At 42.1% G+C, this 14,474-nt stretch carries 11 protein-coding genes and 1 pseudogene; 7 read left to right on the top strand and 5 right to left on the bottom strand.

Annotated elements, in window-relative coordinates:
• Positions 1 to 80 precede the first annotated feature (80 nt).
• Positions 81 to 758, bottom strand: coding sequence for a hydrolase (locus tag PR808_RS05045; RefSeq protein ID WP_206085211.1), 678 nt, complete (start codon positions 756 to 758; stop codon positions 81 to 83).
• A 265-nt stretch (positions 759 to 1,023) separates the two neighbouring features.
• Between PR808_RS05045 and PR808_RS05040 the strand changes: the two genes are divergently transcribed.
• A complete protein-coding gene (locus PR808_RS05040) occupies positions 1,024 to 1,899 on the top strand; it encodes a pirin family protein (RefSeq protein WP_272538848.1) in 876 nt (291 codons plus the stop codon).
• 43 nt (positions 1,900 to 1,942) lie between these two features.
• Here PR808_RS05040 and PR808_RS05035 read toward each other — a convergent pair whose 3' ends face one another.
• Complete coding sequence (locus PR808_RS05035; RefSeq protein ID WP_272538847.1) at positions 1,943 to 2,848, bottom strand: LysR substrate-binding domain-containing protein; 906 nt, start codon at positions 2,846 to 2,848, stop codon at positions 1,943 to 1,945.
• Positions 2,849 to 3,019: 171 nt separating this feature from the next.
• Between PR808_RS05035 and PR808_RS05030 the strand changes: the two genes are divergently transcribed.
• Both PR808_RS05030 and PR808_RS05025 read left to right on the top strand, forming a co-directional pair.
• Positions 3,020 to 4,705, top strand: coding sequence for an ABC transporter ATP-binding protein (locus PR808_RS05030; RefSeq protein ID WP_272538846.1), 1,686 nt, complete (start codon positions 3,020 to 3,022; stop codon positions 4,703 to 4,705).
• On the top strand, positions 4,698 to 6,326 hold the full coding sequence (locus PR808_RS05025) for an ATP-binding cassette domain-containing protein (protein WP_272538845.1): 1,629 nt from the start codon (positions 4,698 to 4,700) through the stop codon (positions 6,324 to 6,326). Before PR808_RS05030 ends, PR808_RS05025 begins: the two co-directional genes overlap by 8 nt.
• Here PR808_RS05025 and yiiM read toward each other — a convergent pair.
• Together yiiM and sodA are read right to left on the bottom strand one after the other, a co-directional pair.
• Complete coding sequence (gene yiiM / locus PR808_RS05020; RefSeq protein ID WP_272538844.1) at positions 6,323 to 7,003, bottom strand: 6-hydroxyaminopurine reductase; 681 nt, start codon at positions 7,001 to 7,003, stop codon at positions 6,323 to 6,325. The genes PR808_RS05025 and yiiM overlap by 4 nt on opposite strands.
• A 142-nt stretch (positions 7,004 to 7,145) precedes the next feature.
• Positions 7,146 to 7,772 (bottom strand): superoxide dismutase [Mn], encoded by a 627-nt coding sequence (sodA, locus tag PR808_RS05015; RefSeq protein ID WP_206085217.1) that lies wholly within the window; start codon positions 7,770 to 7,772, stop codon positions 7,146 to 7,148.
• 418 nt (positions 7,773 to 8,190) lie between these two features.
• On the opposite strand from sodA, the gene acs reads away from it, so the two are divergent.
• The 4 genes and pseudogenes from acs to tnpA all read left to right on the top strand — a co-directional run bounded on the left by acs (position 8,191) and on the right by tnpA (position 12,817).
• A complete protein-coding gene (gene acs, locus PR808_RS05010; protein WP_272538843.1) occupies positions 8,191 to 10,146 on the top strand; it encodes an acetate--CoA ligase in 1,956 nt (651 codons plus the stop codon).
• Between the two features lie 195 nt (positions 10,147 to 10,341).
• Complete coding sequence (locus PR808_RS05005; RefSeq protein ID WP_206085219.1) at positions 10,342 to 10,653, top strand: DUF485 domain-containing protein; 312 nt, start codon at positions 10,342 to 10,344, stop codon at positions 10,651 to 10,653.
• Positions 10,650 to 12,299 (top strand): cation/acetate symporter ActP, encoded by a 1,650-nt coding sequence (gene actP / locus PR808_RS05000; RefSeq protein WP_206085220.1) that lies wholly within the window; start codon positions 10,650 to 10,652, stop codon positions 12,297 to 12,299. The genes PR808_RS05005 and actP overlap by 4 nt, the downstream gene beginning before the upstream one ends.
• Positions 12,300 to 12,375: 76 nt before the next feature.
• Positions 12,376 to 12,817, top strand: a pseudogene (gene tnpA / locus PR808_RS04995) (IS200/IS605 family transposase).
• 219 nt (positions 12,818 to 13,036) lie between these two features.
• Here the strand turns inward: tnpA and PR808_RS04990 are convergent.
• Positions 13,037 to 13,465: a hypothetical protein gene (locus PR808_RS04990; RefSeq protein ID WP_206085221.1), complete on the bottom strand. Its 429-nt coding sequence runs from the start codon at positions 13,463 to 13,465 to the stop codon at positions 13,037 to 13,039.
• Between the last annotated feature and the right edge of the window lie 1,009 nt (positions 13,466 to 14,474).

Below are 14,474 nucleotides of genomic sequence, written 5' to 3'. Positions count from 1 at the left end.
AATTGCAAATAGCCCGCCTTTATCATTCATAAAGGCGGGCTGATTTAATTTTGTAAGCTAAATGTGGGTGTCATCGCGCACTAACGTTCTGAATCTAATTGTTCATTATTTTTCAAAACGTCCTGCGCTTTGCTGTAGCTTTCGATCAGCAATTGATAAGCAGGGAAAATTTGTGTGTACGCCATCGCCCATTCCGCCGCGTCTTCACGGTTCCAAGTTCCTTGCAACTCAGATGCAACTGCCGCCGTATCCATCGGTACTACACCTGCTTGAACCACGCGCGCTAACGTAATTTCTTGCGCCATTTTGCTGTAAGTGCCTGATGCATCAATCACAACAAAAACTTGATAGCCATCCATCACTGCACTAATAGCAGGGAAAGCCATACAAACACTGGTGATGGTGCCTGCAATTATCAGCTGTTTTTTGCCTGTCGCTTTCACAGCTGCAACAAATTCAGGGTTGTCCCACGCATTGATTTCACCACGACGCGCAATATATTGGGCATGTGGTGCATTTTGGTGAATTTCAGGGATCAGAGGACCATTTGGGCCTTGTGGTACAGAAGCCGTAGTAATCACTGGAATTTTTGCCAGTGAAGCCATTTTGGCAAGAACCGCGGCGCGAGCACGCAATTCAGTCATCGGCATATCACCGACAGTTTGAAAAAGCCCGCTTTGGTGATCAATTAATAACATCACTGCATCATCTGGGTTAATAACAGGACGCTGACCATTAAAATTCGCTGGAATACTCATAATAAAGCCTCTCAATCGATGAAGTAAGAAATCTATTTAGAATGAAAAATAGAACGATACTCGCTCTTTTTTCGTGTTATTTAGATTAATTCATCGATTTTAGGCTGAGTAGTCCGAGTTTTGATAAACACTATTCTATAAATAGAACAATACCCCTACCCCTAATTGTTCCTTTATTAGAACAATGAAACCTATTTTTGCTACTACTCGACGTTTTACCACTGCTTTATGATTGGCTCATCAAAACAGAATTAGGAGTCTCACCATGAAAAAAATTATTGGCATCTATCAATCTCCACGGAGCCATTGGGTTGGTGATGGTTTCCCTGTTCGCTCAATGTTTAGCTACAGCAACCACGGGAAATACCTAAACCCTTTCTTACTACTCGATAGAGCAGGGCCATTTGCATTCCCAAGCTCAGATGCCGCGAATCGTGGCGTCGGTGAACACCCACACCGTGGGTTTGAAACGGTCACGATTGTCTATGATGGGGAAGTCGCTCACCACGATTCTACGGGGGAAGGTGGCGTCATTGGCCCAGGGGATGTTCAGTGGATGACGGCAGCATCGGGTATTTTGCACCAAGAATACCAGTCTGATGACTTTATGAAAAAAGGCGGTACCCTTGATATGGTGCAATTGTGGGTCAATTTGCCTGCAAAAGACAAATCTGCCGCACCTGGCTACCAGCTACTGGAAAGCCAAACGATGCCGAACGTCACGCTGCCCAATGACGCAGGCACACTGCGCGTTATCGCAGGGGATTACTTAGGTCATAAAGGGGCAGCAAAAACCTTTACCCCATTAGATGTCTGGGATTTACAGCTCAATAAAGGCAAAACAGTTGGTATTCAGACTAAATCTGGTCGTAATGTAGGGTTAGTGATGCTACGTGGCTCGATATTTGTTGATGGGCGTTCTGCCTTAAATGAAGGCGAGCTGATGATCCTTGATGATACGCAGAGCAACATTGTGTTAGAAGCAACAGAAGACGCATTGGTGTTGCTATTAAGCGGCGACCCTATTGATGAACCTGTTGTTGGTTATGGCCCATTTGTTATGAATAGCATGGAAGAAATTAATGAAGCCGTAAGTGACTTCAACAGTGGTAAATTTGGTCGTATTCCTGAAACGCAATAAATAACGCATTATCCCTCGGTAGCACTAGGCTATCGGGGGATTTTTATTTCACTAACGGTGAAATATTATCTGCTAAATAATTTAATAATAATTGGATTGATGGCAGTAACCCTTTACGTGACGGATAAACCGCATGAATAATATCTTCAGGGAAACGCCATTCAGGCAACACTTCCACCAGCTCCCCCGACGCAATTTCCTTTTCCACCACCCCATAAGGTAATCTCGCAATACCAATCCCCTTGAGTGCCGCACGGTACAAGGTTAATACATCAGTCGTCGCTAACTTAGGGGTGAAATGCTGCGTAAAGCTGAGATCATCGCTATTTTTTAAGGTCAGTGTGTAATTCTGTGAATGTTCTGTATTCGCCAAAATAGGGTAATCCACCAGCTTTTCAGGCTCAACGGGTGCACCTTGCTCTGCAAATAATTGTGGGCTAGCCACCAATATTCGCCGTGAATACCCCAATACTTTCATCATTAGTCCTGAATCATCTAACGGTAATGAACGCACGCGAAGGGCTAAATCCAGCCCTTCACTAATGACATCGACGGGGCGGTTAACGGCTAAAATCTGTATATCGATATCAGGGTATTGCACCATAAAATCAATAAGTAATTCGTTGAGATAAACTTGTAATAACGCAACTGGGCACGATAGCTTTATCGTGCCTTTAGGGTGTGACTGAACAGAACAAATCAATTCATGGGCAACTTCCGCTTCATCCACCACATTTTTACACTGCTGGTAAAATACTTGCCCCACTTCCGTGACATGAAATTGACGTGTTGAGCGGTAAATTAATGAAACATTGAGCTTTTGTTCTAAATCGGCAATACGTCGGCTCAGCTTGGATTTTGGGATCCCTAATGCTAAACCTGCTTGGGAAAAGCCGCCATGTTCGACCACTTTGACGTAGTAATAGAGGTCATTTAAATCATATTGCATCTTACTTTCCCCAATCCTCTTGCGATGTCATTTCGTTATCTTACTCAAAACACAGGAAACGTCACTCTTTTCTGCCCTGCAAACAAAACAAATAGTCTGGTCAGCAAAACAACTAAATCCCTTAAATAAAGCTAAATAAATTACAGTGATAGATTCGCTATGGAGGTTTGTATGTACCGCGCACTTTGGACATTGCTTCGTCCCTACCGCTCAATTTTACTGGTTGCTGTGATTTTACAAGCCATCGCAGGTCTTTGCTCTCTCATACCATGGGTAGCCATCAGCCAAATTGCCGTATCACCCGTTCATCAATATATCCACTGGGTCATTATCGCCTGCATTGGGGGAATAAGCTGGTTAATTTGCCAAACGCTCGCCATGTACCTCACTCACCAAACAGACAACCGTTTGTGCCACCAACTTCAATTACAACTAATTGATAAAATAGGAAAATTACCCTTAAATCACTTCACCCAGCAAGGGAGAGAGGGTATTTCACAGGTGATTGACCGTGATGTGCGCTATCTCCACCAATTAACGGCTCACGCGCCTGCCGATCTCACCAAACTGATGATCGTACCCGTTGTTGCCATACTCATTTTGCTCTGGCAAAACGTATTACTCACACTTTTTTGCCTTACCCCTTTAGTTGCCGCAGTTTTTTTGTTCCGCGCAATGCAAGCACCACGCTACCAACACTTATATACCGCTCGCAATGAAACCATAAGGCACCTCTATAGCCAATATGCTGAATTAGCCGATAACCCTTTACTCACTAGGCAATACCCAAACCAAGGGATACAAAAACGAGCATCACTCGCACTGAAAGATTTTGAAACCGCTTTTATGCGTTGGATTGGTAAAATTGGTGCATTAAGTTCACTCACCCAAATCGGTATCAGTGCCACCTTACTGTCTTTCTGGGTTATTTTGGGGGCGATATTGCTTCCCAGCCCCATTTCACTCGCGCAAGTTATTCTATTTATTTTATTAATACAAAGCATAGCTACACCCGTTGCAGCTATGGGGCACGGTGCTGATGCATTAAACCTTGCGGTCAGTGCCTCACAACGTATTGAAAAATTATTGAATGAGCCTGAAATGCACTACGGCAAAAAAACGCTCGATACTATAGCTTGCCACCTCCAACTGACTCAAGTTAGCGTTGTACTTAGTGACAAAACCCTTTTATCTCAAGTTGATATCGATATTGCTAATGGTGAACTCATCACGATAGTCGGGCCTTCGGGTGCAGGAAAAAGTACATTATTACAGCTCATGGCTCGTTTTTTAGACCCTTCACAAGGTACTGTTTTATTTAACCAAATACCGTTACCTGAACTCTCGTTAACCGCGTTAAATCAACAAGTTGCCATTGTAATGCAAAACCCGCAGCCAATGCCCTGCTCACTAAGGGAAAACTTACAGCTTTTCGCCCCTCACGCCACAGAAAGTGACATGAACCACTACCTTGAAGCCCTCAATTTATTGCCACTGGTGCAACAATCCCCTAAAGGCCTCGATAGTGTGATTGGAAAAGAGATGCTGTTATCGGGTGGAGAATCTCAGCGGCTCGCCATTGCCCGAGCTTTATTATCTCCTGCACCATTATTGCTGTTCGATGAACCCACCTCTGCATTAGACCCACAAAATGCTCAACGAGTATTGTCACTACTGCAATCTGACGCGAGAACTTGCGTATTAGTGACTCATCATCTAGGCAGCTTAAACCTCGCTAATCGAGTCTTGCTACTGAAAGAAGGCCAGCTAATTGCCCAAGGTACCCACGAAGACTTAGCAAATACATCAATGGATTATCAGCAATTACTGCGTGCTTTGGAGGAAAACCATGCTTAAATCCTTATTGTATACGGTGCGCAGCGCCATTTTTTGGATGGTATTTGCGGCTATTTTAGATGGGATCTGCGGGTTATTACTGGTATATGTTATTTTCAGTTGGTCATCAGACATCATAGTACCGACGACTTTACTGACGGTATGCAGTCTGATGTCCGTCATGATCACCTTTATTGCCACCCAAAAAGGCTATTTAGCGGGGGGATTAGTGATGCGCTACCTTGCTAACGCGTTAATTCGCCACTTACCCTTGTCATTACAGCCAATAAAAAATGTCAATCACCTAGTGGCTGGGCCTGTTTCACACATTATGTCAGTTCCCGCTCATTTATTGCACCCCATAATTAGCGGACTAATCACGCCATTTACTGTCGTATTAGGCGTATTTCTCTACCAACCTATTTTTGGATGCATACTTTTATTTGTTGGGTTGGTTTTATTATTTACCTTACGCCTTTGCGGACAAAAAATGGCTTTTTTTGAGCAACAAACCCATGCATCTGAACAAGATGTTATTCGCCAACTCGACCAATTTGCGCTCCACCAGCCGCTAATCCGGCGAGCTGGGGTAAGCCAGATACAACACCAACAACTCACCTGTGCATTAACGTCACAGTACCAAACACAAAAACAATTACAGCGCCAAAGTTTGCCATTCCATTTACTATTTTCAGGCACTATACAAGTCATTTTTATCGCTTTATTTTATTTAGGTATTCAAGAAATGAACCAGGGTGACATGCCATTGAGCTTATGGTTAGCTGGGATGGTGTTATTAGCACGGTTTATTGAACCTCTTTGGCTTCTTTCGCATTTAAATCAATCAGTAAGACAAGCAAAACAATCGATTAAACAGGTCGAATCCGCATTGATTACCCCTGAATTAACGTTTCCCTATCGAGCCCCTGCACCTGAAAGTAACGATATCCGTTGCCAACAATTATCTTTCTATAATGATGAAAAGAAACGAATTTTAAATAATCTTACTGTCAATTTTACTCATAATACTTTCACAGCCATCGTTGGCCCATCTGGCGCAGGGAAAAGCACACTCTTAAGCTTACTCGCTCGTCTGCAAGATCCGACTCAGGGTGCCGTCAGTTACGGTAATAAAAACCTGATGGAGTTATCCCAAGAAGCATTATGTTCAAAGCGGGGGGTTTTATTGCAAAACAGCGCGCTATTTCGCGGTAATGTACGCCAAAACCTAACATTAGAAGAGCCTAATATTGATGACCGAGAGGTTAACACTCTGCTTTCACTGTTAAATTTTGAGGATATTCCTGATTTTTTAAACCGAGACGTCGGCGCGAGTGGTATGGCACTTTCAGGTGGGCAAAAACAGCGCCTATGTATTGCACGGCTACTTCTTCGCCATCCAGACATCATTTTAATGGATGAACCAACAGCAAGCCTTGATAACATCAATACTGCGTCAGTGATTGAACTCATTACTCAGGCCACACAACAAACACGTATTGTCGTCACCCATCACCCTCACCTTGCGTGTTTAGCAGATAACATCGTGTATATGGAAGATGGAGAGATTATTGCTCAAGGCAGCCATGCGGAACTTATGACTGGTACGCCTTGGTACCAGCAATTTATCGGTCACTCCTAACTCCGTTTACCAAATAAACGGTGGCTAAATTCTTCAATACGATGATTATCGAGGCGGTTTTGCATCGTTAGGCTCCAACTGGCAGATAACCCCGCTGCACTGAGGAGTCTATGATATAGCTGTTCATCATAAGGGGCGTGAAATGCAATCATTATCGCCTCTTGTACTGAAACCTCACTGTTGCGGCTCAATAGGGTTATTGGTGAATTAGCACTGACATTCCCCGTTTTAATTACGCGATATAACCACCCACAACGGCCGTTGTCTTGCATGATTTGAGCGAAGTTTTCCACACCAGTTAGGCCGTTGAGCTTATAGCAAGGAGAGCGGGGTTGAGTAACCTGAATTCGCGCATCTCCCCATGCATAGATATCGCCAATAAATACATTCTCTTCGGTCATTCCCATCGTGGATATATTTTCACCAAATGTTGATGCCATAAACAAATCGTCTTGTTCAGGATACGCATTTAGCCAAAATTCATAATGGTCACGAGGATAGTGGCATAGCGCTCTATCAGGCCCGCCATGAAAACGTGTTTCTGCTTGCTCATCGCCCTCTAACCCAAGCTGTCCCAACGCCAATAACCCATCTACCGCATGTTTATGAATCGCACTTCGACCGCAAGATTGCGTTGCTTGGACTTTACCGATAAAGACTTGGGGTAAGAATGACATGGGCGGCGCTCTCCACATAAATTGGTGACGAAGCCCTTATCATAAAGAATGCCAATCGAGATAACAATCAAATGGACAGGAAATAAAAAAGGCGCAGCACCATCGATGCTACGCCCACTTGTGACTTAATTAAAAAGTCTAATTATTTAGCTTTTGCTGCAAAACGTGCCGCTGCTTCATCCCAGTTAACCACTGACCAGAACGCTTTGATGTAATCAGGACGACGGTTTTGGAATTTCAGGTAATATGCATGTTCCCACACATCTAAACCAATGATTGGGTAGCCTGAAGCGCCAGAAATCGCTTCACCCATTAATGGGCTGTCTTGGTTAGCAGTTGATACAACGGCTAATTTACCGTCATCTTTCAGAACCAGCCACGCCCAACCAGAACCAAAGCGAGTTGCTGCAGCTTTCTCAAATAGCTCTTTGAATGCATCAACGCTACCAAAATCACGCTCGATAGCCGCTTTCAGGTCGCCTTTTAATTCAGTGTTTAATTTCAAACCTTTCCAGAACATGCTGTGGTTTGAGTGGCCACCCGCATTGTTACGCACAAAAGTACGTTGATCAGCTGGAATTTGGTCTAATTTTTGAATGAGAACGTCAATATCAAGACCTGCTAATTCAGGTAATTTTTCTAACGCCGTGTTGGTGTTAGTCACATAGGTTTGATGGTGCTTAGTGTGGTGGATTTCCATGGTTTGCTTGTCAAAATGTGGTTCCAACGCATCATAAGCATAAGGTAAAGCTGGTAATGTATAACTCATTTTATTGTCTCCAGTGACGTAAATACCACTATGTTTCTCATTTTCACCACAAGGTTCATAGGGTATGGCACTTGCGTAGTTTCGCACCTTGTGAATTTCTTTCTATTATAGTTATTTTACTGTTAATGAAAATCATTATCAAACCCATGTTAAAATTGTGGTCTTTTGCATTCCCTATGAGAATTAGTTTATACAGTAACTAATACCAATATCTGCACGATTTATTTTTCTTTACATCCAACAATTTCAATATTTTCAGGTTAATATTTCAATATGGGATTTAGCATCAAATGATAATCCTGCAAATCTCATTACAATTAATACGTGATCTTCCGCGCAAAAGAAAAACAAATTTATATTTCGTGCTTTAGTTAACTATTTTTTGACATAGTATTAACATCTGCAAGGAGATAATAATATGACTCAAATAACTAAACATCCCGTTCCTGCTGAAATTGCAAAAAATGCCCTGATTACAGAACAACAGTATAACGATGAGTACCGACGTTCGATTCAAGACCCTGAAGGATTTTGGGGCGAAAAAGGAAAAATCGTTGATTGGATTAAACCATATACCCGTGTCAAAAATACCTCTTTTGACCCTGGTCATATTGATATCCGCTGGTTTGAAGATGGCACTTTAAATTTAAGTGCAAACTGCTTGGATCGCCACCTGGCTGAAAAAGGCGATCAAGTAGCGATTATTTGGGAAGGCGATGATCCTTCATCGTCAAAAAATGTCACTTACCGCGAACTGCATCATGATGTGAGCCAGTTTGCGAACGTCTTAAAGAAACAAGGCATCCGCAAAGGGGATGTCGTGGCGATTTACATGCCAATGGTCGTCGAAGCGGCGGTCGCCATGCTAGCGTGTGCACGTATTGGTGCTATCCATACAGTCATTTTTGCGGGCTTCTCTCCTGAGGCGGTCTCTGGTCGCGTTATTGACTGTAAAGCGAAGCTGATTATCACCGCAGATGAAGGCTTACGCGCAGGGCGTGCGATTCCATTGAAGAAAAATGTGGATGACGCACTAGCTAACCCGCAAGTCACTACTGTTGCGAATGTCATTGTCTACCAACGTACAGGCAATGTTCCAAGCTGGGTAGAAGGACGCGACTTATGGTGGCATGATGTCACTCAAGGCGTTAGCGCTGATTGCCCACCAGAGGAAATGAGCGCGGAAGATCCGTTGTTCATTCTGTATACCTCTGGCTCAACAGGCAAACCCAAAGGGGTTCTTCACACCACTGGCGGTTATCTGGTTTATGCCACACTCACATTTAAATATACCTTTGACTACCATCCAGGTGAAGTCTACTGGTGTACTGCGGATGTAGGCTGGGTAACGGGTCATAGCTACTTACTCTATGGGCCATTATCCAATGGCGCAAAAACCGTGATGTTTGAGGGTGTGCCAAATTACCCATCCGTTAATCGAATGAGTCAGGTCGTTGATAAGCACCAAGTCAATATTCTTTATACCGCACCAACCGCTATCCGTGCATTAATGGCGGAAGGCGACAAAGCGATTGAAGGTACCGACCGTAGTTCATTACGTATTCTTGGTTCTGTTGGCGAGCCAATTAACCCTGAAGCATGGGAATGGTTCTACAAGAAAATTGGTAACAGCCGTTGCCCTGTGGTCGATACATGGTGGCAAACCGAAACGGGTGGTTTTATGATCACGCCGCTGCCAGGCGCAACTATGTTAAAACCAGGTTCCGCTACATTACCTTTCTTTGGTGTCCGTCCTGCACTCGTGGATAACCTCGGTGAACCTATCGACGGGGCAACCGAAGGTAACTTAGTCATTGTCGATTCATGGCCAGGTCAAGCCCGTACTTTATTTGGCGATCACGAACGCTTCGAGCAAACCTATTTCTCTACCTTTAAAGGCATGTACTTTAGTGGGGATGGTGCTCGTCGTGATGAAGATGGTTATTACTGGATCACAGGCCGCGTTGACGATGTATTGAATATCTCAGGTCACCGTTTAGGAACCGCAGAGATTGAATCCGCCCTCGTCTCACATCCAAAAGTAGCAGAGGCCGCTGTGGTTGGTATCCCTCATAATATTAAAGGGCAGGCAATCTATGCCTATGTCACATTAATATCGGGAGTTGAACCCTCTCCTGAGCTGTACACCGAAGTTCGTAATTGGGTACGTAAAGAAATAGGCCCAATCGCAACGCCAGATGTTCTTCACTGGACGGATTCTTTGCCGAAAACCCGTTCTGGTAAAATCATGCGCCGTATCCTACGAAAAATTGCATCAGGGGACACCAGCAACTTTGGAGACACCTCCACGCTGGCAGATCCAGGTGTTGTCGAAAAACTACTCGAAGAAAAACAGTCTATGAGTATGTCATAACGCCAAAAGGCCAACTCATAGAGGCGGCCTTACATACATCCCAACAAGATGGTTTACTCTAAATAATTCGAGGTGCAGCTAGGCGACAAGCGAACAAATCACGAGGAGCATGCATAAGTATGTGACTCGTGTGAGTGAGTGAAGTCAACAAAGCTGCAACTTGAAGTATGACGAGTATAACAGAGGAGAACTCTGATGAATGCTACTGCTTACGAAAAGGTAGAGGATAACCCTCGCTTCAAAGAACTGGTTAGAAAACGTAGTCGCTTTTCATGGTTGTTATCAGTAATAACGCTTGTCCTGTATGTTGGTTTTATTTTTCTTATCGCTTTTGACCCTAGCTGGTTAGGTACACCAATTGCGGAAGGTTCATATATCACTAGGGGGATCCCTGTGGGTGTTGGACTGATCGTCATTTCGTTTGTGTTAACTGGGCTATACGTTATCCGTGCTAATGGTGAATACGACCGTTTAACGACCGAAATTTTAAAAGAGGTAGAAAAATGAAATCTTTGCTCTCACTCATTCTCTTTTTTACCTCATCAATGGCATTTTCCGATGCATTGACAGGGGATGTTGAACGTCAGCCTGTCAATATTCAAGCTATTGTGATGTTCTTGTTGTTCGTCGGATTTACGTTATATATCACTTATTGGGCGTCGAAAAGAACGCGTTCTCGCTCTGATTACTATACAGCAGGTGGGAAAATTACAGGCTTCCAAAATGGGATGGCAATTGCTGGGGACTTTATGTCCGCCGCCTCCTTCTTAGGGATCTCTGCGCTGGTTTATACTTCTGGTTATGATGGGCTGATCTACTCAATTGGTTTCTTAATTGGCTGGCCGATCATTCTATTCTTAATTGCTGAGCGCTTACGTAATTTAGGTCGATACACTTTCGCAGACGTTGCATCCTATCGACTAAAACAAAGACCGATTCGAATTTTATCTGCAGTAGGCTCACTGGTCGTCGTCGCACTCTATCTCATTGCCCAAATGGTAGGTGCAGGTAAATTAATCGAATTATTATTCGGTCTAAATTACCATGTTGCTGTTGTGATTGTCGGTATCTTGATGGTGCTATATGTCCTGTTTGGTGGAATGTTAGCGACCACATGGGTGCAAATCATCAAAGCAATTTTATTATTAGCGGGTGCCACATTCATGGCAGTAATGGTCATGAAGCACGTCGGCTTTAACTTTAATACCTTATTTAAAGAAGCCGTTGCCGTTCATAAAAATGGCATTGCTATTATGAGCCCAGGGGGACTCGTTTCCGACCCAATATCTGCTTTATCACTCGGCTTAGCCTTGATGTTCGGTACGGCAGGTCTTCCTCATATTATTATGCGCTTCTTCACAGTTAGTGATGCAAAAGAAGCCCGTAAGAGCGTGTTCTATGCAACAGGATTTATCGGTTACTTCTACATATTAACCTTCATTATTGGTTTCGGTGCGATTGTCCTTGTCAGCTCAAACCCTGCATTTAAAGATGCAGCAGGCGCGCTGATTGGCGGTACCAATATGGCAGCAGTTCACCTTGCTGATGCCGTTGGTGGTAACTTCTTCCTTGGCTTTATTTCTGCAGTTGCTTTCGCCACTATCCTTGCGGTTGTTGCAGGTTTAACGCTTGCTGGTGCTTCAGCGGTATCCCATGACCTTTATGCGATGGCAATGAAGAATGGTAAAGCAGACGAAAAAGACGAATTACGCGTCTCAAAAATTACAGTCGTGATCTTAGGTTTTGTTGCAATTGGCCTAGGTATTTTGTTTGAAAAACAAAACATTGCCTTCATGGTTGGTTTGGCATTTTCCATTGCAGCCAGTTGTAACTTTCCGATTATTTTACTGTCCATGTACTGGCGCAAACTCACCACTCGCGGTGCATTAGCAGGCGGTTGGTTCGGGTTAATTACCGCGGTTGTCTTGATGATTTTAGGACCAACCATCTGGGTCAGTATCCTTCATCATGAAAAACCAATCTATCCTTATGAATACCCTGCTATTTTCTCCATGGCTGTTGCTTTCATTGCTTCATGGTTATTCTCTGTGACTGATAATTCAGAACAAGGAAAAATGGAAAGAGAACGCTTTAAAGAGCAGTTTATTCGCTCACAAATTGGTTTGGGTATCGAACAAGGTAAATCACACTAGCATCACCTAATTGCCACCCAAAACGGCTCAGAATATCGAGCCGTTTTTTTATTTAAGGCTTTAACCAGTTTAGTGGCTGTGTAAATACCATATCGTCTTTTCGCCGAAATTCAGACGGAAAGTGATTTTTAATAATATTCGCTCAAGAGCAGGTGAGATTTTACGAGACCTTTGTAAGTATAAAGGCGTTGAAATAATCGAAGGCCATCTGATGCCAGATCATGTTCATATGCTAGTCAGTATCCCCAAAGCTAAGTGTTTCAAGCTTTATGGGGTATTTGAAGGGTAAAAGTTCATTGATGAACTTTGATAGACATGCGAATTTAAAATATCAATTTGGCAATAGGAAGTTTTGGTCAGAAGGCTACTATGTAAGTACGGTAGGGCTAAATGAAGCAACAATTCAGAAGTATATCAAAGAGCAAGAAAAGCCAGATTTAATCTCAGATAAACTGAGAACGAAAGAGCATATAGACCCCTCAAGGGTAAAAGACAAAGTAACAAAGACACACAACTAGAAGCGTCATTTAGACGCTGTCGGTAACAAGCCTTTATAGGCCTAGAGCAAACTACCCTCTATGTAGGTGGTTATAATTTTGTCCTTACCTCTTTAAGTTTATAGCCTGAATAAAATCCATAGTAAGTTCACCAAAGCAAAAAAAATCCTTCTTTCTACATAGAGAAGAGAAGGATATTGATAATATTTAAGGACTTATTTTTGTTTTCGTTATTCGTTGTTATCTTGCGTAGTGTTGTCTTTCTACATCAGCCCAATTTTCTACAAGTGAATAAAACTCAACCGAATTTGTTTTTCTCTCTTCTTGTAATTTTTTGAATTCTTGTTTATTTTTCGGCGTATAACGAGAAAGTAATTGGTCTAATACAACATGTTTATCTGCAAATAGGGAACCTAATTTTAGCATTTTAAACAATGCTACTGTGATAATCCCACTGATTGCTAACATACCCACAACGGACGCAAAACTATACTCAATTCCAAGGAAGCCTCTCGCAGCATTTAGCAGTAAAAAGGGTACAAAAAACATCACTAATAAAGAAAGAATCGTTGCACCATCTTGGCCATTGTTAAATTCTTTCTCTTTCTGATTATTCACAGAAAGGATTTGATCAAAAATTTTATGGTTAGCGCTTTTTGTTTTATTCATGTGATCCACCTTTGGTACAGAGGTTTTGTTTACAAGAAATACAACGCATAAGAAGGTATAACTTGCTTAGTCGGTCTATCTTTCGTATCAGAACGCGAGTTTCTTTCCTTTGAGAATTTCATTTATAAGCAAACTTCATCGATAACATGATAACTAGATACACCATTAACGACTTTGAATCAGTATAAATGCAAGTAAATGAAACATCAATTTAACAATTTTTATATAAAAAAATAAACAATTGCCTGTTTTTTTACTCAATATTCGCTCACAGAATAAGGTTTTATCATATGAGTAAAATTAATTAATATTCTTTTATTTATTGATTTTTATAGCTTTACCGTTTAAAAAATGGACATTTCTGACCTATTAATTAAAACCATAAAAACCATAAAATTGATAAATATTATATAACGGGATCAGAACAAACAAGCCAGATAATTACGTTAAGTCATTATTATTTTTAATAGATCATAATTTATCTATTACTAATGAGATAAAAAGTAGCCGTAAATGAAAGCCACCTATCTTTTAACCTACCTACTCCATAAATAGATTTATCGCTATAGCGACTATCTATGCATAGACGCAATCAATTGAATGGTAAAAAGCAGAATAAAAGCGTGGGAACAATAAGCAATGTGATAACCCCTGTTAATTGCTAAGCCGATTATTGATTAACGATGATAAAAAGAGTTATAGATAACAAATTAATTGCTAAGTGAACTACTGATTGGCTTATAACTAGCTGACGAGGGGCTTTGTCGCTTCATCTCCATACTTTACCAGCGTTGAAAAAGACAGAGCCAACAATAGGAATCCCCGCTAATCTTTATCAAATCCACTTACGCAGCACAGTATCATCAAAAAACACGTTAATTGCTGAGTGGATTATTGATTAACTTATGGCTTTTGAGTCTCTTCCTCTTTCAACCATAAAAATAGCGGGCAGAGTAAACAAAGCGAAGCATACCGAACGACTCAACCACCGTAAACTGCGTCATTTTTA

The sequence above is a fragment of the Providencia sp. PROV197 genome (assembly GCF_028479625.1).
GTDB classification, from domain to species: domain Bacteria; phylum Pseudomonadota; class Gammaproteobacteria; order Enterobacterales; family Enterobacteriaceae; genus Providencia; species Providencia vermicola.
This window is presented reverse-complemented; position numbering and strand designations above follow the sequence as displayed.

What these genes read in the sequence shown, in the direction of transcription:
- PR808_RS05045 (WP_206085211.1), bottom strand. Translation starts at nt 758, where the DNA reads ATGAGTATTCCAGCGAATTTTAATGGTCAGCGTCCTGTTATTAACCCA.
- PR808_RS05040 (WP_272538848.1), top strand. Translation starts at nt 1,024, where the DNA reads ATGAAAAAAATTATTGGCATCTATCAATCTCCACGGAGCCATTGGGTT.
- PR808_RS05035 (WP_272538847.1), bottom strand. Translation starts at nt 2,848, where the DNA reads ATGCAATATGATTTAAATGACCTCTATTACTACGTCAAAGTGGTCGAA.
- PR808_RS05030 (WP_272538846.1), top strand. Translation starts at nt 3,020, where the DNA reads ATGTACCGCGCACTTTGGACATTGCTTCGTCCCTACCGCTCAATTTTA.
- PR808_RS05025 (WP_272538845.1), top strand. Translation starts at nt 4,698, where the DNA reads ATGCTTAAATCCTTATTGTATACGGTGCGCAGCGCCATTTTTTGGATG.
- yiiM (WP_272538844.1), bottom strand. Translation starts at nt 7,003, where the DNA reads ATGTCATTCTTACCCCAAGTCTTTATCGGTAAAGTCCAAGCAACGCAA.
- sodA (WP_206085217.1), bottom strand. Translation starts at nt 7,772, where the DNA reads ATGAGTTATACATTACCAGCTTTACCTTATGCTTATGATGCGTTGGAA.
- acs (WP_272538843.1), top strand. Translation starts at nt 8,191, where the DNA reads ATGACTCAAATAACTAAACATCCCGTTCCTGCTGAAATTGCAAAAAAT.
- PR808_RS05005 (WP_206085219.1), top strand. Translation starts at nt 10,342, where the DNA reads ATGAATGCTACTGCTTACGAAAAGGTAGAGGATAACCCTCGCTTCAAA.
- actP (WP_206085220.1), top strand. Translation starts at nt 10,650, where the DNA reads ATGAAATCTTTGCTCTCACTCATTCTCTTTTTTACCTCATCAATGGCA.
- PR808_RS04990 (WP_206085221.1), bottom strand. Translation starts at nt 13,465, where the DNA reads ATGAATAAAACAAAAAGCGCTAACCATAAAATTTTTGATCAAATCCTT.